Raw genomic sequence first — 19879 nt, forward strand, 5'->3', positions numbered from 1 at the left:
CCTTAGCATGATCCCGAAAAGTTGCAGACTTTTCGGACAAGGATCATGCGACAAACAAACAATTTGGAGCGGAATATCGAACGCACACATCCGCTCTAAACTCAGTGGTGTCCGCCTTCGAGATAGGCGGCGCGCACTTCCGGATTGGCGAGCAGTTCCTTGCCGGTACCGCTCATCGTCACGTTGCCGTTGACCATGACATAGCCGCGCGTGGCGAGCTTGAGCGCGCCGAAGGCGTTCTGCTCGACCAGGAACACGGTCAGCCCCTGGGTGCGGTTCAGCTCGCGGATGGCGTCGAAGATCTGTTTGACGATCAGCGGCGCGAGACCCAGCGACGGTTCGTCGAGCAAAAGCAGCTTTGGCCGCGCCATCAGCGCGCGTCCGATCGACAGCATCTGTTGCTCGCCGCCCGACAGCGTGCCGCCGCGCTGGGCGATGCGCTCCTTCAGCCGCGGGAACAGCGTGAACACCTTCTCGACGTCCTCGTCATAGTGATTGAGGTTGTCGAGGCTGGCGCCCATTTGCAGGTTTTCCATCACCGTCATGCGCGGGAAGATGCGCCGGCCCTCGGGCGATTGGGCAATGCGCATGCGCGCGATCTCATGCGTCGGCATCTGGGTGATGTCGGTGCCGGCGAATGTGATGGTGCCGGCGCGGGCGCGCGGCGCGCCGAAGATAGTCATCATCAGCGTCGACTTGCCGGCGCCGTTGGCGCCGATCAGCGCCACGATCTCACCTTCCTTCACGGTGACATCGACGCCGTTCAGCGCCCGGATGTTGCCGTAATAGGTCTGCACACCCTTGATATCGAGCAGCGTTGTCCCGGCCATCACTTGCCCCCTCCGCGCTTGCCCGCCACGGGCTTGGCGGCAGTCTTCCCGGAAGTATGGCTGGTCGCAACCTTGCCCGCATCGACCCGGCGCGAAAATTCCGTGTCCTTGCCCTGGCCGAGCAGCCTGGCCTGCTTGACCCACTCCTCACGAGCGATGCGCCCATCGAAGGCAAGATAGGCTTCGGCGGCTTCGACGTCGGCCTTTTTCCAGGCGCCGATCTGGTCGAAGTGGAAGATGCCGTGATCGTTGAGCTTCTTCTCGTTGACCGAACCGATGCCCTTGATGCGGGTCAAATTATCGGCCTTGCCGCCGCGAGGCGCTGGCAGCCGGTTGGAGATTCCCCCAGCCGTCGCCGCAGGGGCCTTCGCGGCAGGAGCCTTGGCTGCCGGCTTGGCCGGCGCAGTCGACTTCACCGCCGTTCCGGTTGCCGCCTTTGACGCCGCTTTCGGAGCAGGCTTTGCCCTCCCCGCCGGAGCGCGCGGCGTAGGCGGCACAGCCGCCAGCGAGGCCGCCTTGTTTGCCGCGGCGAGCGATTTTGCGTCGACCTGACCGGCCTTTGACGCGCCCTTGGCCACCGTGACCCGCTCGCCCGAACTGTGGCCGACCGTGTCGGTCACCGGCCCGGCGAGATAAGACGACGATGTTCCCGGGCCGTGTGCTGCATCCGGTCCCGTATCGAGCTGTTCGATGACGTCTTCGTCGCCGACTTCTGTCAGCACCGACTCGACTTCCTCGTCGTCGACGCCGAGATAGGCTGCGATGACGCGCGGATCGGTACGCACCGATTGCGGGCTGCCGTCGGAGATCTTGCGGCCATATTCCAGCACCACGACATGGTCTGAGATCTGCATGACCACCGACATGTCATGCTCGATCAACAGGATCGAGGCGCCTGATGTGTTCTTGATGTCGATCAACAGCTCGTTGAGCGCTGCGGATTCCTTTGGATTGAGGCCAGCGGCCGGCTCGTCCAGGCACAAAAGCTCCGGACCGGTGCACATGGCGCGGGCGATCTCGAGGCGGCGCTGCGCGCCATAGGGCAGGTCGCCGGCCGGATCGTCGGCGCGGTCGACGAGATCGGCCTTCTCCAGCCAGTGCCTGGCAAGTTCGACCGATTCGGCGGAGGCCTTGCGGTAGCCGCTGAAGCCGAACAGGCCAAGGACCGTATAGCCCGAGGCCTTCATCAGCTTGTTGTGCTGGGCAACCAAAAGGTTCTCCAGCAGCGTCATGCCCGAGAACAGGCGGATGTTCTGGAACGTACGCGCCACCTTGGCGCGCGCCGGGATCTCGTGGTTGGGCAGACGTTCGAGCAAATAGCTCGAGCCGTCGTTCCGGTTGAGCGTGATCATGCCTTCCGACGGCTTGTAGAAGCCGGTGATGCAGTTGAACACGGTGGTCTTGCCGGCACCGTTGGGTCCGATCAGCGCGGTGATCTCACCGCGCTTGGCGGTGAAGGACAGGTCGCCGATGGCGACCAGGCCGCCGAACTTCATCGACAGATGCTCGACCCGCAGGATGGCGTCGTTCATGGATGTGCTCGCATTCATCAGCCGTGGCCTTCCTTGGTGAAGGAACCGGAGACCGCTCTTCGCACCTTGAGGAAGGCGGTCGGCTCGCGACTGCCGACGAAGCCGCGCGGCTTCCACAGCATGACGATGACCATGGCCATGCCGAACAGAAGCATGCGGTAGAGCTCCGGTGTGAAGTCCGGCCCGAATATCTGCTTGAGGAAGTCGAGTTCGCGCAGCGCCTCGGTGCCGCCGATCATCACCATCGCGGCAACCGCGATGCCGACCAGCGAGCCCATGCCGCCGAGAACGACGATGGCCAGGATGATGGCCGATTCCAGGAAGACGAAGGATTCCGGGCTGACGAAACCTTGCCGCGCGGCGAAGAACGAGCCGGCGAAGCCGCCGAACATGGCGCCCGTGGCAAAAGCCGTGAGCTTGGTCGTCGTCGTGTTGATGCCCAGAGACCGGCAGGCGATCTCATCCTCACGCAGCGCTTCCCAGGCGCGGCCGACCGGCAGACGCCGCAGCCTGATGGTGACGAAGGCGGTGAGCAGGCACAGGCCCAGGATCAGATAATAGAGGAAAATCTTGTAGTAGGCGCCTGACTGGGCGATGCCCAGCACCTTGGCGATGTAGTTCGAGTCAGACACGTTGAACGACATCAGGCCGAAGAAGCTGACCTTGGGAATGCCGGAAATGCCGGCCGAACCGTTGGTCACGTCGCGCCAGTTGATCAGCACCAGGCGGATGATCTCGCCGAAAGCCAGCGTCACGATAGCCAGATAGTCGCCACGCAGGCGCAGCACGGGGAAGCCGAGCAGCACGCCCCAGAGGGCGGCCATGGCGCCGGCGGCCGGCAACAGGATCCAGAACGACAGGCCGAAGTGCGTGGCGAGAAGCGCATAGGAATAGGCGCCAAGCGCATAAAAGGCGACGTAGCCGAGGTCGAGCAGGCCGGCGAGGCCGACAACGATGTTCAGGCCCCAGGCCAGCATCACATAGATCAGGATCTGGATGCCGAAATTGTCGACCCATTTCAGCGAACCCTGCAGCCCGCTGGCGATCGACCAGGCGTTCAGCGACAGCACCGCCACCACGAGGATCGGATACAGCACCAGAGCCGTGACGCCCAATTTGTTGAAGTTGGCATGGATGAAGGCGCGGAAGTAATAGATCACGCAAGCCAGCAGATAGATGACCGCGAGCGCGCGCAGGAATTGCAGATAGCCGGCGGGTTCTGCTCCGACCCATCCGGGGAGAGAATTGCTGAAAACGAACAGCAGCACCGCGGCGATGACGGCCGCGATGAAGGCCGGCAACTGGAAGAAGCGTGATGCGACGCTGGCCGGCAACAGGCCGGTGGCAACATCGGCGATCTTCTGGTTGGCCAAGAAGGGCTGGCCATAGGCGACATAAAGAAACCGCCCGACCGCCGTGGCGATCACCACTGCGGCAAGCAGGCCCCAGCGCGCGGTCAGGACCAGTTCATTGGAGATGTTCTGACCGGTCTTCAGCCCGATGAACAGCACGAACAGGCCAAGCGCGATGGCGCCGGCATAGAAGGCTTCCTTGAGAGCGCGTTGGACAGGGGTGGCGACGACGTCGCGCTCCGGAGATACGGTGACGGCCATGGTCTCAGACCTTTTCGACTTCTGGCCGGCCCAATATGCCGGAAGGCAGGAAGATCAGCACGATCGCCAGGATCGAGAACGCCGCGACGTCCTTGTAGTCGATCGAGAAATAGGCCGACCACATGCTCTCGATGAAGCCGATCATCAGCCCGCCGAGCACCGCGCCCGGAAGCGAACCGATGCCGCCCAGCACCGCTGCGGTAAAGGCTTTCACGCCGGGCGTGAAGCCGTCCGAGAAGGCGATGACACCGTAATACATCAGGAACAAGGTGCCGGCGACGGCGGCAAGCGCCGCGCCCATTATGAAGGTGATCGATATGGTACGGTCGACATCGATGCCGAGCAGCGCCGCCATTTTGCGGTCCTGCTCGCAGGCGCGTTGCGCTCGGCCAAGCGAAGTCCTGTTGACCAGGTACCAGAACAGCGCCAGCAGCAGCGCCGTGACGATGACGATGATGATCTGCTTCAGCGACACGCTGATGCCGTTGATGTTGTAGACTTGGCTGACCATCGGCGGGATCGGCTTGTTGCGCGGCCCCTGCGTCACTTGGACGAAGTTCGACAGCGCGATCGACATGCCGATCGCTGTGATCAGCGGCGCCAGCCGGAACGAGCCGCGCAATGGCCGGTAGGCAACCTTCTCGATCGTCCAATTGTAGAGGCTGGTGAGCAGCATAGCCACGATCATCATGAGCAGCAGCGCCAGCACCACGGGCACCGAATAGAACAGCGCGCCTAGAGCGAGGAAGACGATCAGGGCCGTGAAGGCACCCACCATGAAAATGTCGCCATGAGCGAAGTTGATCATGCCGATAATGCCGTAGACCATCGTGTAGCCGATTGCGATCAGCCCATAGATCGATCCCAGCGTCAGCCCGTTGATAAGCTGCTGGACAAAGTACTGCATGTGTACGTGGCTCCCCTGGAATGTCGCCCATGCAGACGCATTCCTTTTCGTATTTCCCCTAGTCGTAAAGTTTCGAGCCCGGATTGCAACGTCATTTTTCAATCGTCATGCGCGTTTTGCCGACACGCCGTCTGATTGCCCGTTTTTTCCCACCCGGCCCCTGGACTATCGCGGACCCTACCATTGGCATAACGCAATGTCTTTGACGATTCGACCGCATCATGCACCTCGTTTCGAAGAAATCGCCGTCAAAATTAGGTGATGAGAAGAATCGTTGCGTTACTGACATAGTCCGTTTTTCGTTCCGCTCCTTGCCGTAGGGTCAGCTTTCCCTTCACTTGACCACAAAACCATGCGCGAACGGATCGCGGTCGTCGATGAAAATGGTGTTCAATCCGGTCATCCGCGCCCAGCCACCGATCGAGGGAACAATGGCCGGTTTGCCCGCGACGGTGACATCCTTTTCGACCTTGCCCTTGAAAAGCGAACCGATGATCGATTCATGGACGAAGCTGTCGCCGGCCTTGAGTCTGCCCTTGGCATGAAGCTGCGCCATGCGCGCCGAGGTGCCGGTGCCACAGGGTGAGCGGTCGATCGCCTTGTCGCCGTAGAAAACGGCATTGCGGGCGTCGGCCTCGGGGTTGGTCGGCTTGCCGGTCCACAGCATGTGCGACAGCCGGTTGATGCCTGGGTTCTCGGGATGCACGAAGGAATATTTCTCATTGAGCCGCTGCCGCACCACCGGGCTCCAGGCAATGAAGTCGCCCGCCGAATAGTCGGCCATGTCGCGATAGTTCTTCTGCGGCTCGACGATGGCGTAGAAATTGCCGCCATAGGCGACGTCGACGGTGATTTCGCCGAGCTGCGGGCATTCGACCGTCAGCCCCTCCGCATGGAGGAAAGACGGTACATTGGTGATGCGCACCTCCTCGACATAGTCGCCGACCTGCTTGTACTCGGCGATGACCAGGCCGGCCGGCGTGTCGAGCCTGAGCACGCCCGGCGTCCTCGGCTTGATCAGCCCATGCTCGATCGCCATCGTCACCGTGCCTATCGTGCCGTGGCCGCACATCGGCAGGCAGCCGGAGGTTTCGATGAACAGGATGGCGATGTCGCAATCCTCGCGCGTCGGCGGATAGAGGATCGAGCCGGACATCACGTCATGGCCGCGCGGCTCGAACATCAGCCCGGTGCGGATCCAGTCATATTCGGCCAGAAAATGCGCCCGCCGTTCCATCATCGTCGAACCCTGCAGCAGCGGGCCGCCACCGGCGACCAGACGGACCGGGTTGCCGCAGGTGTGGCCGTCTATGCAGAAGAAGGATTTCTTGGCCATGACGCTCCTCGAAAAATCAAAACCCACGAAAATCAAAAACGATGTGGACTGAAGGGGGCCAGATCGATCGACGGAGTCTGCCCCAGGACGAGTTCCCGGATCAACCGTCCGGTGGCCGCCGCCTGGGTCAAGCCGAGATGGCCGTGGCCGAAAGCATAAACCGCCGATCGGCTTCCCGATGCATGACCGATGACGGGCACTGAATCCGGCAGCGAGGGACGGAACCCCATCCATTCGCGCCCGCCCGAGGGATCGAGCCCCGGCAGGAATTTCTGCGCCTTCCGTAGCAGCGCTTTCGACCTGGCATAATTGGGCGGTCGCTCGATACCGCCGAGTTCGACGGCGCCGCCGACGCGCAGCCCCGTTTCGAGCGGCGTGATGACGAAGCCATGGCCGGAGAAGATCAGCATCCGCTTCACGTCGAAGGCGCTCGGCGGCAACGTCGTGTTGTAGCCGCGCTCGGTTTCGAGCGGGATGCGATCGCCGAGTTGCCTCGCCAGCAGATGCGACCAGGCGCCGGCGGCGACGACAAGGTGCCTGGCTTGCCTCGTCGTGCCGTCGGCCAATGTCAGCGCGGCGCCGTCATGATCCGCCGCGACGCGCTCGATCCGAGCCATCTCAAAGCGTGCCCCCTTGGTCTGCGCGTAGGCCCACACCGCCTTGCCGAGCAGTTTCGGGTCGGCGACCGTCATCCATCCCGGGACGAACGTGCCCTTGACGAAGCGCGGCGAAAGCCCCGGCTGCAAGGCAGCCAGGTCCTCGCCCTCGACATGGCGGAAACCGATGCCGAAACGCCCGCGCGCCGCCCAGCCAGGCAGCCCAGCCTGAAACTCGGCCTCGCTTTCGTAGAGTTCGAGCGAACCATCCTCGCGCAGCATCGATCGTGTACCGGACCGATCGAGCAGGCCCATCCATTCCGCTTCGGCGAGCTTCATCATGCCCGCCTGAGCGGCGAGGCTCGCCTCGTATTTTCCCGGCGCGCCGGCGCGCCAGAAGCGGATCAGCCAGGGCAGAAGTTTTGGCAGATAGGCCGGCGGAATGCTGAGCGGGCCGAGCGGATCGGCCAGCCATTTCGGCAGCTGCCGCATCATGCCCTTATGCGCCATCGGCATCACGTCGGAGAAGGCAAAGGCGGCGGCATTGCCGGAGCTCGTCTCCTCGCAAATGCCCGTCCGATCGAAGATCGTGACATCGCGTCCCGCCTCAGCGAGAGCGGCGGCGGCGCAGATGCCGATGATGCCGCCACCGATGATGGCGATGTCGATTGCAACGTTGCTATTCATCGTTGCACGCCAAGCCGCATGTCCAGTCTCCGCCCCGCTTCACCCTGCGGTCAGCCTCAGAACGACGGCAGCGTCGGCCGCACCGCCAGCGCATCCTTGACGATTTTCTCGACTGCCTTGCGGCGCTCGCCCGACAATGGCTGGCGCGGCATGCGCACGCGATCATTGGTGTTGATCGCGAACACTTCGGCAAGCTTGATGTTCTGTACGAGATAGGTCGAGACGTCGAGATCGAGCAGCGGCCGGAACCAGCGGTAGATGGCAAGCGCCTCTTCGCGGCGGCCCTGCTTCATCAGCTGATAGATGGCGACCGTCTCGCGGGGGAACGCGGTGACCAACCCGGCCACCCAGCCGATGGCGCCGACCGACAGCGCCTCGAAGGCGAGATTGTCGACGCCGGTGAACAGGTCGTAGCGAGTGCCGAGGCGATTGATGATCTCGGTCGAGCGGCGGATGTCGTCGGATGATTCCTTGATGGCGACGAAGCGCTTGTCCGACGCCAACTCCTCCATCTGGTCCACAGTGACGTCGACGCGGTAGGCAAGCCGGTTGGAGTAGATCATGACCGGCAGGTCGCCGGCCTCGGCTACGGCACGAAGTGCGGCGACCGTCTCTTCCGCATTGGTGTGGTAGATCGGGCTCGGCACGACCATCAGGCCGTTGGCGCCTTCTTTCGCCGCACGCTTGGCAATGCTGGCCGCCTCGCGTGTGCCGGCCTCGTTGACCGTCAGCAGCACCGGCTTCTTGCCGGCGACCTTCTGCGCGGTCTTCAGCACCTCGATCTTCTCGTCGGGCGACAGCATCGGCCCTTCGCCGAGCGATCCGCAAACGATGATACCGTCGCAGCCAGCCTCCATCTGCAGGTTGAAGCAGCGCTCCATCTCGGCATGATCGAGACGATCATCCGCGGTGAATTTGGTCGTGACGGCTGGAAAAACTCCGCTCCACATGATCATCTCTCCATCTGATATATCAGCCGTATATCTGTTAAGAAACGGCCTGTCAACACGGATTCCGTTATGATATATGCAAGATATATCAGGAGAGCGCCTTTGATATCCATGGAAGCCAGCACCGTGACCGAGCCAGCCGCGACCAAGGCCTATCACGTGCTCGAGCACATGATCGTCACGCTTGAACTGGCCCCTGCGAGCTTCGTCACCGAGGGCGCCCTGATCGAAAGGCTCGGGCTCGGGCGGACACCGGTGCGCGAGGCGATCCAGCGGCTAGCCTGGGAAGGGTTGCTCGACGTGCGGCCGCGCGCGGGCATCGCGATCGCTCCGCTCCATCCCGGCGACTGGCTGCGCGTGCTTGATGCGCGCCGCGGTGTCGAGGTGGTCCTGGCCCGCTCGGCCGCCCGCTTCGTCACCCGCGAAGCCGCCGACCTGTTTCACGAAGCAGCCCTTGCCATGCAGAAAGCAGTGATCGCGGGCAATGTGCTTGCCTTCATCCAGGCCGACAAGGCACTCGACGAGGCGCTGGCCCTGGCCGCCGACAATCCGTTCGCCGCTCGGCTGGCCGCCCCCTTGCAGACCCACAGCCGCCGCTTCTGGTTCCGCTACAAGGCCGACACCGGCTTGGCGGAATCGGCAGAACACCATGTCGCTCTGATCCGCTCGATCCTCGACGGCGACGAGGAGGCCGCGGCCAAGGACGCCAAGCGGCTGATGGCGCTGCTGCGCGGCCACGCCGAGGTGGCGGCGACACGCTGAGCGCCGTTAGGTCCGCCGGGCGTTCGGTGTCTTTCCAACGCTTCGGTCTAGGTGCCTGGCAAGGCAGCCTCCACCAAAGGACCGTCCCAACCTTCACCTGCCGTGATGACGCAGCTCTGACCCTGCGTATCGGTGGCCAGGATAGTCCAGGTGCCTTGGTCGGAAACGAAGATCTCGAGAATCACGCTCGGGTTGACCACGCCGCGCGCCGCCTCGCTTTCGTGGAACTTCTCGCCGAGCGCCTTGATCATGTCCGCTCGGGCCGCGCATTGTCCGGCCGCCAAGGCCGGGACGGCAAAAGACGAAGACGCAGCACAAAGTATCATTGCCATGAGACGTGTCATCAGACACCTCCTTGCGCCACGCGGTACCCCCGAAGCTGTCGCCAGCGCCGTTGGTTGATCTGCCGCACCTCCTTCGCGGCAGGATTGAAACTTAAGACTACAAACGCCCGTCCGGTTCCATCACATTAACGTTTAGGCCGATACGGCCCGCGACCGGATTGCAAAAGGCCCGGGCGCAGCGCGCCCGGGCCTTGAGTTCAAAATCGATTGTCGTTCGGCCAGTTCATCGTCGGGATAACGAATTCCGCACTGTTCTTGATGCCTGCCCGCCCGCGGCAGTAGGTAGGCGAGGACGCGCAAGCAAGAAATCGTCCGTCTAGTTCATGGTCGGGATGACGAACTCCGCACCGTCCTTGATGCCGGACGGCCAGCGCGAGGTGACCGTCTTGGTCTTGGTGTAGAAGCGGAACGCGTCCGGACCGTGCTGGTTGAGGTCGCCGAAGGAAGATGCCTTCCAGCCGCCGAACGTGTAGTAGGCGATCGGCACCGGGATCGGCACGTTGATGCCGACCATGCCGACCTGGACACGCGAGGCAAAATCGCGCGCCGCGTCACCGTCGCGGGTGAAGATGGCGACGCCATTGCCCATCTCGTGGTCGTTGGCGAGCTTGATCGCGCTCTCATAGGTCGGCGCGCGCACCACCGAGAGCACCGGCCCAAAGATCTCTTCCTTGTAGATGCGCATGTCCGACGTGACGTTGTCGAACAGGCAGCCACCCATGTAGTAGCCGTCTTCATAACCCTGCATGGAGAAGCCGCGGCCATCGACGACCAGCTTGGCGCCTTCCTTGACGCCGGTGTCGACATAACCCTTGACCCGCTCCAGCGCCTGCGCCGTCACCAGCGGGCCGAAGTCGGCGGAAGAGTCGGTCGAAGGTCCGACCTTCAGGCTCTCGACGCGCGGGATCAGCTTTTCCATCAGCCGGTTGGCGGTGTCGTTGCCGACCGGAACGGCCACCGAGATCGCCATGCAGCGTTCGCCGGCCGAGCCGTAGCCGGCGCCGATCAGGGCGTCGACGGTCTGGTCCATGTCGGCGTCGGGCATGATGATCATGTGGTTCTTGGCGCCGCCGAAGCACTGCACGCGCTTGCCGGCGGCGGTGCCGCGCGAATAGATGTAGTGGGCGATCGGCGTCGAGCCGACAAAGCCGATGGCCTTGATGTCGGGATCGTCGAGGATGGCGTCGACCACGTCCTTGTCGCCATTGACGACGTTGAGGATGCCGGCAGGCAGGCCGGCTTCGAGGAACAGTTCGGCAATGCGCATCGGCACGCCCGGGTCGCGCTCCGACGGCTTCAGGATGAAGGCGTTGCCGCAGGCGATGGCAGGCGCGATCTTCCACAGCGGGATCATCGCCGGGAAGTTGAACGGCGTGATGCCGGCGACGACGCCGAGCGGCTGGCGCATCGAATAGACGTCAATGCCGGGGCCGGCGCCGTCGGTGAATTCACCCTTCATCATATGCGGCGCGCCGATGCAGACTTCGACCACTTCGAGGCCGCGCTGGATGTCGCCCTTGGCGTCGGCGATCGTCTTGCCGTGCTCGCGTGCCAGGATGTCGGCCAATTCGTCATAGTCGCGGGCGACGAGTTCGAGGAACTTCATCAGCACGCGCACGCGGCGCTGCGGGTTCGTTGCCGCCCACTTCGGCTGCGCTGCCTTGGCATTCTCCACCGCCGCGCGCAGTTCCGCCTGCGAAGCCAGCGCCACCGTGCCGCGCACGGAGCCGTCCATCGGCTGCATGACATCCTGCTTGCGGCCGCTGGTCCCGGCGACATGCTTGCCGCCGATGAAATGACCGTAGTCGATCATGATTTCTCTCCCTTTGTTTATGATGGCGTATTGTCCGCCTTTGCAGCGGCGATGGCAACGCGAGGGAGAACGCAACCGTTGTGCGGAAAGTAGATAACGATTGACGGGCGAGCATCAATTCCCGCAAATGATGAGACCGCAACATACATTTCAAGGATCGCCATGAACTGGGATGACGTCCGCATCTTCCTGGCCGTGGCCCGCGCCGGCCAGATCCTTGGCGCGGCCAAACGGCTGGAGCTCAACCACGCCACCGTCTCGCGCCGCATCGCCGCACTCGAGGATGCGCTGCGCACAAAACTGTTTCGCCGGCTGACCACCGGCAGCGAACTGACGCCGGCCGGCGAGCGCTTCCTCGACATTGCCGAGCGTATGGAGGGCGACATGATCGCCGCGCGCTCGACCATTGCCGGCGAAGGCGACGACGTCTCCGGCACGGTGCGCATCGGCGCGCCGGACGGCTTTGGCGTCGCCTTCCTGGCCAAGCGCCTCGGCGAACTGACCGCGCTGCACCGCGAACTGACGATCCAGCTTGTGCCGGTGCCGCGTTCCTTCTCCCTGTCGCGCCGCGAGGCCGATATCGCCATCACCGTCGAGCGGCCGACCGAAGGCCGGCTGGTGGCGGGAAAGCTGGTCGACTATTCGCTCGGCCTGTTTGCCTCGCGCGCCTATGTCGAGGCGCATGGCTTGCCCAAAACTGCCGCCGAGCTTGGCCAGCACACCCTCATCGGCTACGTGCCGGACCTCATCGTCAGTCCCTCGCTCGACTACGCGGCCGAGTTCAGCGCCGACTGGCGCACCAGCTTCGCCATCTCCTCCGCACTCGGCCAGGCCGAGGCGGTGCGCTCGGGCGCCGGCATCGGCATCCTGCACACCTTCGTCGCCCGCTCGATGCCGGAATTGGTGCCGGTCGATGTGGTCGCACCCATCCGTCGCGCCTACTGGCTGGTCTATCACGAATCGGTCAGGCCGCTGCGCCGCGTCCAGATCGTCGCCAGCTTCATCACTAAGATGGTGGAGCGGGAGCGGGGCCTCTTCACCTGATTTCGCAAATCCGGCAAAATAAATCCGCCATCTGGGGCGGGTCGAGCACAAACGAATTCACCACACGCTCAACCCTTGTCCGCCAATGGCGCCCATTCTACGAAGACTGGGTCCGGCAGTCGTTCCGACCTTTTATCGCAGATAGCGCTCCTGTGCGAGGTCGCGGACATCGATGTCCGGCACCCGGCTGGAGATGATATCGGCCAGAACCTTGCCCGAGCCGCAGGCCATGGTCCAGCCGAGCGTGCCGTGGCCGGTGTTGAGGTAGAGATTGGAAAGCTCGGTGCGGCCGATCAGCGGCGGGCCGTCCGGCGTCATCGGCCGCAGCCCGCACCAGAAGGTCGCGTCCCGCATCGCGCCGGCGCCCGGAAACAGATCGCCGACCGAGTGCTCCAGCGTGCGCCGTCGCGATTCATGCAGCCTGAGGTCGAAGCCGGAAATCTCCGCCGTACCGCCAACCCGAATGCGGTTCCCTAGCCGGGTGATCGCCACCTTGTAGGTCTCGTCCATCACCGTCGACACCGGTGCCGCCGCGGCATCCTTGATCGGCACGGTGATCGAATAGCCCTTGACCGGATAGACCGGGATCGGCCGCTTCACCCGGCGCATGAAACCCGCCGAATAACTGCCCATCGCCATCACATAGGCGTCGGCGGCCTTCCAGCCCTTGCTGGTGCTGAGATTTGCGATGCGGTTTCGGCTGCGGATGACACGCCAGATCGTCACGTCGTATTCGAACTTGATGCCGCGCGCCACGCAGAGTTCGGCCAGCCTGTCGGTGAACAGCTTGCAGTCGCCGGTCTCGTCATGCGGCAGCCTGAGGCCGCCGACGAACTTTTCGCGCACCCCGGCCAGGCCAGGCTCGGCCGCGATGCAGCCGTCCTGGTCGAGGATCTCGTAGGGCACGCCATACTTCTTCAGCACCTCGACATCGCCGCCGGTGCCGTCGAGCTGTTTTTGCGTGCGAAACAGCTGCAGCGTGCCCTGGGTCCGCTCGTCATAGGCGATGCCGGTCGCTTCGCGCAGCGCCTTCAGCGTGTCGCGGCTGTATTCGGCCAGCGGCACCATGCGCGCCTTGTTGATCGCGTATCGCTCGGCCGTGCAGTTGCGCAGCATCTTGATCAGCCAGGTCCACATATGCGGATCGAAGGCCGGCCGCACCACCAGCGGGCCATGCTTCATCAGCAGCCATTTGATCGCCTTCAGCGGAATGCCGGGTCCGGCCCAGGGCGAGGCGTAGCCGGGCGATATCTCGCCGGCATTTGCAAAGCTGGTTTCCAGCGCCGGGCCTTTCTGGCGGTCGAGAACCGTCACCTCGTGACCGGCTTCGGCGAGATAATACGCCGTGGTCACCCCGATGACGCCACCGCCCAGCACCATGATCTTCATCGTACAACACTCCCACGGCGACGCCCAAACCGGCCATCTTCTGTCTGCCGGATTCTGTGGCGCCCGCCAAGGGGCTACACGCTAAGCGTTAGCTATCGACATAGCGCCGATGGAAGCGCGGGCCGAGGCTGGTCAGGATCTCGTAGCCGATGGTGCCGGCATGACCGGCAGCCACATCGACGCTTTGTGAGGGACCGAGCAGTTCGACGAGATCACCCTCGCGTAGCCTGCCGGACGGCAGAGCGGAGATGTCGAGAATGATCGAATCCATCGACACCCGCCCGAGGAAGGGCAGGCGCGCGCCCTCGAACCAGGCTGCGGACGCCGCCCGCCGGTGCCAGCCATCGGCATAGCCCAGCGAGATCGTCGCGGCAGCGAGCGGAGCCGTCGTTTGGAACATGTGGCCATAGCCGACACCGGCGCCGGCCTCCAGCATGCGTGTCTGCACGACCTTGGCCTCCAGCCGTACCACCGGCAGCATCGGGTTCGGCCTGGCCGGTGTCGGATTGATGCCGTAGAGCGCGGCACCGGGGCGGGCGAGATCGTAGTGGAAGCGCTGCCCCAGAAAGATGCCGGACGAATTGGCGAGCGAGGCCGGCGCCTTCGGCAATAGTGCGCGCAGCCGCTCGAACGCCAGCCGCTGCCGCCCATTGGCCGGATGCTCCGGCTCGTCGGCGCAGGCCAGATGGCTCATCACGAAGTGGATGTCGATGCCGTCGAAGGCATGCGGATCGGCGGCAACGCGCTCCACGTCCAGGGGCGCCATGCCAAGCCGCGACATGCCACTGTCGACCTGGATCGCGGCCGGCAGTTTTCGGCCGGCGCGCCGAGCCGCCACGCGCCATGCCGCCAATTGTTCCGGGCTGTTGATCACGGCGCAAAGATCTGCCGCCACCGCGTCCGGTTCGGCACCAGGCGGAATGCCGTTCAAGACGAAAATGGCGGGATCCGGCCCAAGCGAGCGGCGCAAGGTGACGCCTTCGGCCAGAAGCGCGACGAAGAAGGTATCGCAGCCTTCGCGCAGCAGCGCCGCCGCGACCTGGCTGGCACCAACACCGTAGCCGTCGGCCTTGAGCACACCAGCGCAGCCGACATCGCCCAATCGCGATTTCAGCCGCCTGTAGTTTTCACGGATCGCGCCGAGATCGATGGTGAGGACGGCGCCGGCCGCCACTTCGCTTGTGGCGGTGACCTCTTCGGGCAGCGACCTTTTGGGGGCGTCGTTCATGGCGACCCTTTGCGCAGTGGATACATACATCAATAGGACCGCCGGGCCGGCGCGGCAACCAGGGTCGTTGTGTTGAGCCTATTGCACCAGATGCCGAAATGCCGCCACCACATCCTCATAGACATGGCGCTTGAACGGCACGATCAGGTCGGGCAGATCCTGCATCGGCCGCCATGCCCATTTGTCGAACTCGGCGGTGTGGCCGCCCGGCGGCGGATTGATCTGGATCTCGCTGACATCGCCGTGGAAGCGAAACGCGAACCATTTCTGCGTCTGGCCGCGATACCGCCCCTTGAAGGCGATGCCGACGAGATGGTCCGGCAAATCATAGTTGATCCAGTCCGGCGCCTCGGCCAGCAAAGAGATGCCGCGCATGCCGGTCTCTTCGTAGAGTTCGCGCTCGGCCGCCTGCAACGGCTCCTCGCCCTTGTCGATGCCGCCTTGCGGCATCTGCCAAAGCTGAGTCGTGCCGGCGAATTCGCTGTCCGGCTCGGCAATGCGATGCCCGACCCAGACCAGGCCCTCGGCATTGAGGATCATCAATCCGACGCAGGGGCGATAAGGCAGCGTTTCGCGGTCAATCTTTTTAGCCATGCGTGATGGGCTCCAGCCGTTTTGAGAATTCGCTCCGGTGAGGCAGGTGGCGAGCGGTTTCGAGAACCGGAGCGGAGCGTACTTAAAGTACGTGAGCACCGGAAGCGCAGAAAACGTCGCCAGATGCCCGCCGGAGTAGAATTATCAAGACGGCTGTTAGCCTTTTTGCGGATCAATCGCCACCGCTGAAATCGGCACGATCTCGATGCCGCGCTTCTTTGCCTCGACCACCCACGACGACACGGTGTCGACCGTCAGGTCGAAGGCCGAGCCGATGCCGACGGCAGTGCCTTTGGCCCGCGCGGTCGCTTCGAGACTGTCCAGTTTCTTGAGGATTTCGCCGCGATCCTGCACCGCATCGATCGCCATGTCGCCGGAAACGAAGGGCACGCCATCCCTGAGCGCGAGGTCGGGCGCCAGGCTGCGCGCCGACGATCCGTCATCGATATAAGCGAGGCCGCGTTTGCCGAGTTCGGCCATGAACGGCTCCATCGCCGCCGCGTCGGCGGAAAAGCGCGCGCCCATATAGTTCATGACGCCGGTGTAGTTGGTCGTCCGCGACAGCGCCCAATGCAGGTTCTTCAAATTCTCGTCCGCGCTCGCCGCCACCGTCAGCGTGTTACGGCCGGGATTGATGTTCGGATAGTCGAACGGTTCGAGCGGCACCTGCATGACGATCTCGTGGCCGCTTTGCCGGGCGGCCTGCATCCAGCGGCCGATGCTGTTGCCTTGCGGCGCGAAGGCCAGTGTCACTTCCGCCGGCAGCTTGGCGATGGCCGCCTGGGTGCCTGTCTGCGAAACGGAAAGCCCGCCGATGACGATCGCCACCCGCGCGCCGCGCCCGCCCGACCAGGGCCGCGCATAGACGTCGAACGGCCGCCTTCCATCGGCGGCGCGCACAGGCAAGGGTCCGGTATCGCTGGCTTCGATCAGCGCCCTGTCGGGAATATGCGCGATCTTCAGGTTCTGGCCGATGGTCGACGGGTCGCGAATGACGATCGCCGCCTTGGGCGGGCCATCGCCCTCTTCCGTCTGCACGTGGATGATCCGCGGCCCGCCTGTCTTTGTCGGCGTCTCCGTCTTCGGTGCCGTCACTGGGGCCAATGCGGCAGCGGGTTCGGCCGCCGCTGTTACTTTCGGCGTCGAAACGGCAACCTCTCGCGGCTTTCGGAACGGCTTTTCCCGGAGCGCGATCGCGCCGGAGACGCCGACCACCGCCAACACGGCCACGGTCGCCATGATCGCACCGCCGCTGACCTTGCTGCCGGCAGCGCGCGGCGACCTGACAGCCTGTCCGAGCGGGCGTTCGATGTCCTTGCCTATATCAGCCAAGCCTAATCCCCGGGGCGCATCAGCTTCGAAGACGAAACCGCTTCGAAAGGACATGCGCGAATTCATCAATCCTGGCGCACCCCTGGCGCCGTGTTTGGGGCTTTGCCTTGCCCCCGAATCAAACTGCCGGAACCTTTCGGTCCCGGCAGCATCGCATTGCTTCCATCGGGCGGCCAGACCTACTTGTCCGGCCCCACCGCTACTGGTTGAGAACGGCCTTCTGCGGATTGGGCGGGAAGGACGGATCGGTCTTCTGGCCGCGCAGCAGCTGCTCGGCATAGATGAGCTGCAGATCGTCCTTCGGATCCGGCGGCACATAGGCCGCCGAGCCCGAACCGGTCGTGCTCTCGTCGGCGCCCTTGATATGGCCCTTGAGGTCGGATTCGCCGCGCGTCAGGTCCCTGCCCTGCAGTTCCGGCGGCAGCGGCTGGTCGACCTTGATGTCGGGCGTGATGCCCTTGCCCTGGATCGACTTGCCGGACGGCGTGTAATAGAGCGCCGTCGTCAGCCTGAGCGCGCCATTCTCGCCGAGCGGAATGATGGTCTGCACCGAACCCTTGCCGAAGGACTGCGTGCCGACCACCGTGACACGGCGCAGATCCTGCAGCGCGCCGGCGACGATTTCCGACGCGCTGGCCGAACCGCCATTGACCAGAACGATCATCGGCTTGCCGTTGATGTCGTCGACCTGCTTGGGCTTGGCGTCGAAGCGAGTGACGTCCTTGGGATCGCGGCCGCGCGTCGAGACGATCTCGCCACGGTTGAGGAACGCATCGGACACGCTCACCGCCTGGTCGAGCAGGCCACCAGGATTGAGGCGCAGATCGAGCACATAGCCCTTGAGCTTGTCGTCCGGCACCTGCTTCTTGATGGTATCGATGGCGTTCTCGAGGTCGTCATAGGTCTTTTCGGTGAAGGAGGTGATCTTCATGTAGCCGATGTCGTTCTCGACCCGGAACTTGACCGCCTTGACCTTGATGATGTCGCGCACGACCGTCAGTTCGATCGGCTTGTCGGCGCCCTGGCGCAGGATGGTAAGCTTGATCGGTGTGTTGACCAGGCCGCGCATCTTGTCGACCGCGTCGTTGAGGGTGAGGCCGCGAACCTCTTCGCCATCGATCTTGGCGATATAGTCGCCGGCCAGCACGCCTGCCTTGGCGGCCGGTGTGTCGTCGATCGGCGTGATCACCTTGACCAGATCGTTCTCCATGGTGACCTCGATGCCGAGGCCGCCGAACTCGCCCTTCGTCTGGACGCGCATATCCTGCGCCTGCTCGGCGTTCATGTAGGAGGAGTGCGGGTCAAGCGAGGCGAGCATGCCGTTGATGGCGTTCTCGACCAGCGACTTGTCGTCGGGCGGCGTCACATACTGTGCCCGCACCCGCTCGAAGATATCGCCGAAGATCGCCAATTGCTTGTAGGTCTCCGACCCTGCGGCGTTCGCCGCCGAGCCGGGCGTACCATAAACAAGGCTCATGGCGGACGCGCCCATCAGCGCACCGGCAAACAGAAGCGACAGTTTCCGCATTATTCACGTCCTTCCAGAAAAACGGTCCGCCCACCATGGGGCCGGATCGACGGGTTTTCCATCCTTGCGGAACTCGACATAGAGCTCCGGCGTGGCATTTCCATTCTTCGAAACCGAGGTGCTCGCCACCCTGGCCTCTCCCATCGCGCCGATCGGCTCTCCTGCGAGCACTGATTGACCGGTCGCGACGCTGATTCTGCTCATCCCCGCCAAAACGACATGATAGCCGTCGCCTGCGTTAAGGATCAAGAGTTGACCATAAGAGCGAAACGGCCCCGCATAAAGCACATTCCCATCCGCCGGCGCGGTAACGATGGCTCCTGATTGTGTCGCAACCATGTCGCCAAGCATCATCGCGCCGTTACCATCATCGGCGCCGAATCGCCGTTTGATGCGGCCGGTCACCGGCAGCGCGATCTGTCCCTGCAACGCTGAAAAAGGTGCCGCGGCGGCAAGCCGATTGCCTTCCGGCACCGGCAGCGACGCCAGTTCCGCCGGCGTTGATGGCTTGTCGCCGTCCGCCGTCTTCTGCTCGGCGGCTTTGGCCGCATCGGCTGCCTTGCGGGTCTTGTCGGCCTGCGCTTCGAGCGATGCGATCAATTCCTTCAAGCTGCCGGCCTTGGCCGCCAGCGCCTCGGATCGCTGCTTTTCAGCGGCCATTTGGGATTGCGTGTCGGCTTCGAGCTTCTGCTTGGCCTCCAGCAACATGCTCAGACGCCTTTTTTCCGTCGTCTGATCGCCGACCGCCGCCGTCAGCCGCGCTCGTTCGGCCTCGATCGAGGCCGTGACCCGCGACTGCTCCTTGAGATCGGCCAACAGGCCCTCGGTCTGCTGACGCAGTTCCGGCACGACGGCGCCGAGCAGGATGGCGCTGCGCACCGACGACAGCGCGTCCTCTGGCTTGACCAGGATCGCCGGCGGCGGGTTCAGCCCCATGCGCTGCAGCGCGCCCAGCACTTCGGCCAGCACGTCACGTCGAGACGCAAGCGAGACGCGGATCTTCTGTTCCTGGCCCTTCAGCCCTTCGAGCCTTGCGCCGATGTCCTCTATGTCCTGGCCGAGCTTCTGCTCGGTCATCGCCGACTGGATCAGGGCTGCGGTGATCGAAGCGTGATCCTTCTTGATGGTCGCGATGTCGGCGGAGAGCTTGGCCAACCGTTCCGACGACAGCGTGATCTCCTTCGAGACCTGCTCGTATTCCGCCCTGCTCTGGTCCGGATCGGGAGCCATGTCGAGCGTGTTCTCGGCCCGCCCCGCATGCAGCGACAGGACAAGCACCGCCGCCGCGATGCCGCAGCGCGCGCGCCATGAGCCCGTTCTCGATTTCCAACCTTCAGACATTCGGTGTCGACTCTATCCGCGGCTTCGTTAACGAACCATCAACCATGTTTGAG

Annotated in this window: 17 protein-coding genes; 2 read left to right on the forward strand and 15 right to left on the reverse strand. The window is 63.8% G+C overall.

Features of this window, described 5'->3' with window-relative positions; all coding sequences use genetic code 11:
* Positions 1-101: 101 nt before the first annotated feature.
* From NKG99_RS05330 to NKG99_RS05360, 7 genes are all read right to left on the reverse strand, one after another.
* Positions 102-830 carry an ABC transporter ATP-binding protein gene (locus NKG99_RS05330; RefSeq protein WP_352864958.1) on the reverse strand — a complete coding sequence of 243 codons (729 nt, stop codon included), beginning with the start codon at positions 828-830 and terminating at the stop codon, positions 102-104.
* Entirely contained in the window at positions 830-2380 is a 1551-nt protein-coding gene (locus NKG99_RS05335; RefSeq protein WP_352864959.1) for an ATP-binding cassette domain-containing protein, read from the reverse strand. The genes NKG99_RS05330 and NKG99_RS05335 overlap by 1 nt, the downstream gene beginning before the upstream one ends.
* Positions 2380-3975 carry a high-affinity branched-chain amino acid ABC transporter permease LivM gene (livM, locus tag NKG99_RS05340; RefSeq protein ID WP_352864961.1) on the reverse strand — a complete coding sequence of 532 codons (1596 nt, stop codon included), beginning with the start codon at positions 3973-3975 and terminating at the stop codon, positions 2380-2382. The genes NKG99_RS05335 and livM overlap by 1 nt, the downstream gene beginning before the upstream one ends.
* A gap of 4 nt (positions 3976-3979) precedes the next feature.
* Positions 3980-4882 (reverse strand): branched-chain amino acid ABC transporter permease, encoded by a 903-nt coding sequence (locus NKG99_RS05345; protein WP_352631950.1) that lies wholly within the window; start codon positions 4880-4882, stop codon positions 3980-3982.
* Positions 4883-5216: 334 nt separating this feature from the next.
* Complete coding sequence (locus tag NKG99_RS05350; RefSeq protein WP_352864963.1) at positions 5217-6218, reverse strand: 4-hydroxyproline epimerase; 1002 nt, start codon at positions 6216-6218, stop codon at positions 5217-5219.
* 32 nt (positions 6219-6250) lie between these two features.
* Positions 6251-7501, reverse strand: coding sequence for an NAD(P)/FAD-dependent oxidoreductase (locus NKG99_RS05355; RefSeq protein ID WP_352864965.1), 1251 nt, complete (start codon positions 7499-7501; stop codon positions 6251-6253).
* A 56-nt stretch (positions 7502-7557) separates the two neighbouring features.
* Positions 7558-8451, reverse strand: a complete 894-nt coding sequence (locus NKG99_RS05360) for a dihydrodipicolinate synthase family protein (protein WP_352864967.1) — start codon at positions 8449-8451, stop codon at positions 7558-7560.
* Between the two features lie 69 nt (positions 8452-8520).
* Between NKG99_RS05360 and NKG99_RS05365 the strand changes: the two genes are divergently transcribed.
* Positions 8521-9213, forward strand: a complete 693-nt coding sequence (locus NKG99_RS05365) for a GntR family transcriptional regulator (RefSeq protein WP_352864969.1) — start codon at positions 8521-8523, stop codon at positions 9211-9213.
* 47 nt (positions 9214-9260) lie between these two features.
* Here the strand turns inward: NKG99_RS05365 and NKG99_RS05370 are convergent, their stop codons facing one another.
* Positions 9261-9464, reverse strand: a complete 204-nt coding sequence (locus NKG99_RS05370) for a hypothetical protein (protein ID WP_352864970.1) — start codon at positions 9462-9464, stop codon at positions 9261-9263.
* Positions 9465-9873: 409 nt separating this feature from the next.
* Positions 9874-11370, reverse strand: coding sequence for a CoA-acylating methylmalonate-semialdehyde dehydrogenase (locus NKG99_RS05375; protein WP_352864972.1), 1497 nt, complete (start codon positions 11368-11370; stop codon positions 9874-9876).
* Positions 11371-11532: 162 nt separating this feature from the next.
* Between NKG99_RS05375 and NKG99_RS05380 the strand changes: the two genes are divergently transcribed.
* On the forward strand, positions 11533-12414 hold the full coding sequence (locus tag NKG99_RS05380; RefSeq protein ID WP_352864974.1) for a LysR family transcriptional regulator: 882 nt from the start codon (positions 11533-11535) through the stop codon (positions 12412-12414).
* Between the two features lie 132 nt (positions 12415-12546).
* Here the strand turns inward: NKG99_RS05380 and NKG99_RS05385 are convergent, their stop codons facing one another.
* From NKG99_RS05385 to NKG99_RS05410, 6 genes are all read right to left on the reverse strand, one after another.
* Positions 12547-13803 (reverse strand): D-amino acid dehydrogenase, encoded by a 1257-nt coding sequence (locus tag NKG99_RS05385; RefSeq protein WP_352864975.1) that lies wholly within the window; start codon positions 13801-13803, stop codon positions 12547-12549.
* An 88-nt stretch (positions 13804-13891) separates the two neighbouring features.
* On the reverse strand, positions 13892-15031 hold the full coding sequence (alr, locus tag NKG99_RS05390; protein ID WP_352864978.1) for an alanine racemase: 1140 nt from the start codon (positions 15029-15031) through the stop codon (positions 13892-13894).
* A 78-nt stretch (positions 15032-15109) separates the two neighbouring features.
* Positions 15110-15625, reverse strand: a complete 516-nt coding sequence (locus NKG99_RS05395) for an RNA pyrophosphohydrolase (protein WP_352864980.1) — start codon at positions 15623-15625, stop codon at positions 15110-15112.
* A gap of 156 nt (positions 15626-15781) precedes the next feature.
* On the reverse strand, positions 15782-16957 hold the full coding sequence (locus NKG99_RS05400; RefSeq protein WP_352864982.1) for a divergent polysaccharide deacetylase family protein: 1176 nt from the start codon (positions 16955-16957) through the stop codon (positions 15782-15784).
* A 199-nt stretch (positions 16958-17156) separates the two neighbouring features.
* Positions 17157-18488: a S41 family peptidase gene (locus NKG99_RS05405; protein ID WP_056586250.1), complete on the reverse strand. Its 1332-nt coding sequence runs from the start codon at positions 18486-18488 to the stop codon at positions 17157-17159.
* Positions 18489-19826: a murein hydrolase activator EnvC family protein gene (locus NKG99_RS05410; protein WP_352864983.1), complete on the reverse strand. Its 1338-nt coding sequence runs from the start codon at positions 19824-19826 to the stop codon at positions 18489-18491.
* Positions 19827-19879 lie beyond the last annotated feature (53 nt).

This window comes from Mesorhizobium sp. M1409 (genome assembly GCF_040317535.1).
Classification (GTDB): Bacteria; Pseudomonadota; Alphaproteobacteria; order Rhizobiales; family Rhizobiaceae; genus Mesorhizobium.

Bases quoted from the DNA above. Each gene is read 5' to 3' on its own strand.
- NKG99_RS05330 (WP_352864958.1), bottom strand. From the start codon at position 830: ATGGCCGGGACAACGCTGCTCGATATCAAGGGTGTGCAGACCTATTAC.
- NKG99_RS05335 (WP_352864959.1), bottom strand. From the start codon at position 2,380: ATGAATGCGAGCACATCCATGAACGACGCCATCCTGCGGGTCGAGCAT.
- livM (WP_352864961.1), bottom strand. From the start codon at position 3,975: ATGGCCGTCACCGTATCTCCGGAGCGCGACGTCGTCGCCACCCCTGTC.
- NKG99_RS05345 (WP_352631950.1), bottom strand. From the start codon at position 4,882: ATGCAGTACTTTGTCCAGCAGCTTATCAACGGGCTGACGCTGGGATCG.
- NKG99_RS05350 (WP_352864963.1), bottom strand. From the start codon at position 6,218: ATGGCCAAGAAATCCTTCTTCTGCATAGACGGCCACACCTGCGGCAAC.
- NKG99_RS05355 (WP_352864965.1), bottom strand. From the start codon at position 7,501: ATGAATAGCAACGTTGCAATCGACATCGCCATCATCGGTGGCGGCATC.
- NKG99_RS05360 (WP_352864967.1), bottom strand. From the start codon at position 8,451: ATGTGGAGCGGAGTTTTTCCAGCCGTCACGACCAAATTCACCGCGGAT.
- NKG99_RS05365 (WP_352864969.1), top strand. From the start codon at position 8,521: ATGATATATGCAAGATATATCAGGAGAGCGCCTTTGATATCCATGGAA.
- NKG99_RS05370 (WP_352864970.1), bottom strand. From the start codon at position 9,464: ATGATCAAGGCGCTCGGCGAGAAGTTCCACGAAAGCGAGGCGGCGCGC.
- NKG99_RS05375 (WP_352864972.1), bottom strand. From the start codon at position 11,370: ATGATCGACTACGGTCATTTCATCGGCGGCAAGCATGTCGCCGGGACC.
- NKG99_RS05380 (WP_352864974.1), top strand. From the start codon at position 11,533: ATGAACTGGGATGACGTCCGCATCTTCCTGGCCGTGGCCCGCGCCGGC.
- NKG99_RS05385 (WP_352864975.1), bottom strand. From the start codon at position 13,803: ATGAAGATCATGGTGCTGGGCGGTGGCGTCATCGGGGTGACCACGGCG.
- alr (WP_352864978.1), bottom strand. From the start codon at position 15,031: ATGAACGACGCCCCCAAAAGGTCGCTGCCCGAAGAGGTCACCGCCACA.
- NKG99_RS05395 (WP_352864980.1), bottom strand. From the start codon at position 15,625: ATGGCTAAAAAGATTGACCGCGAAACGCTGCCTTATCGCCCCTGCGTC.
- NKG99_RS05410 (WP_352864983.1), bottom strand. From the start codon at position 19,826: ATGTCTGAAGGTTGGAAATCGAGAACGGGCTCATGGCGCGCGCGCTGC.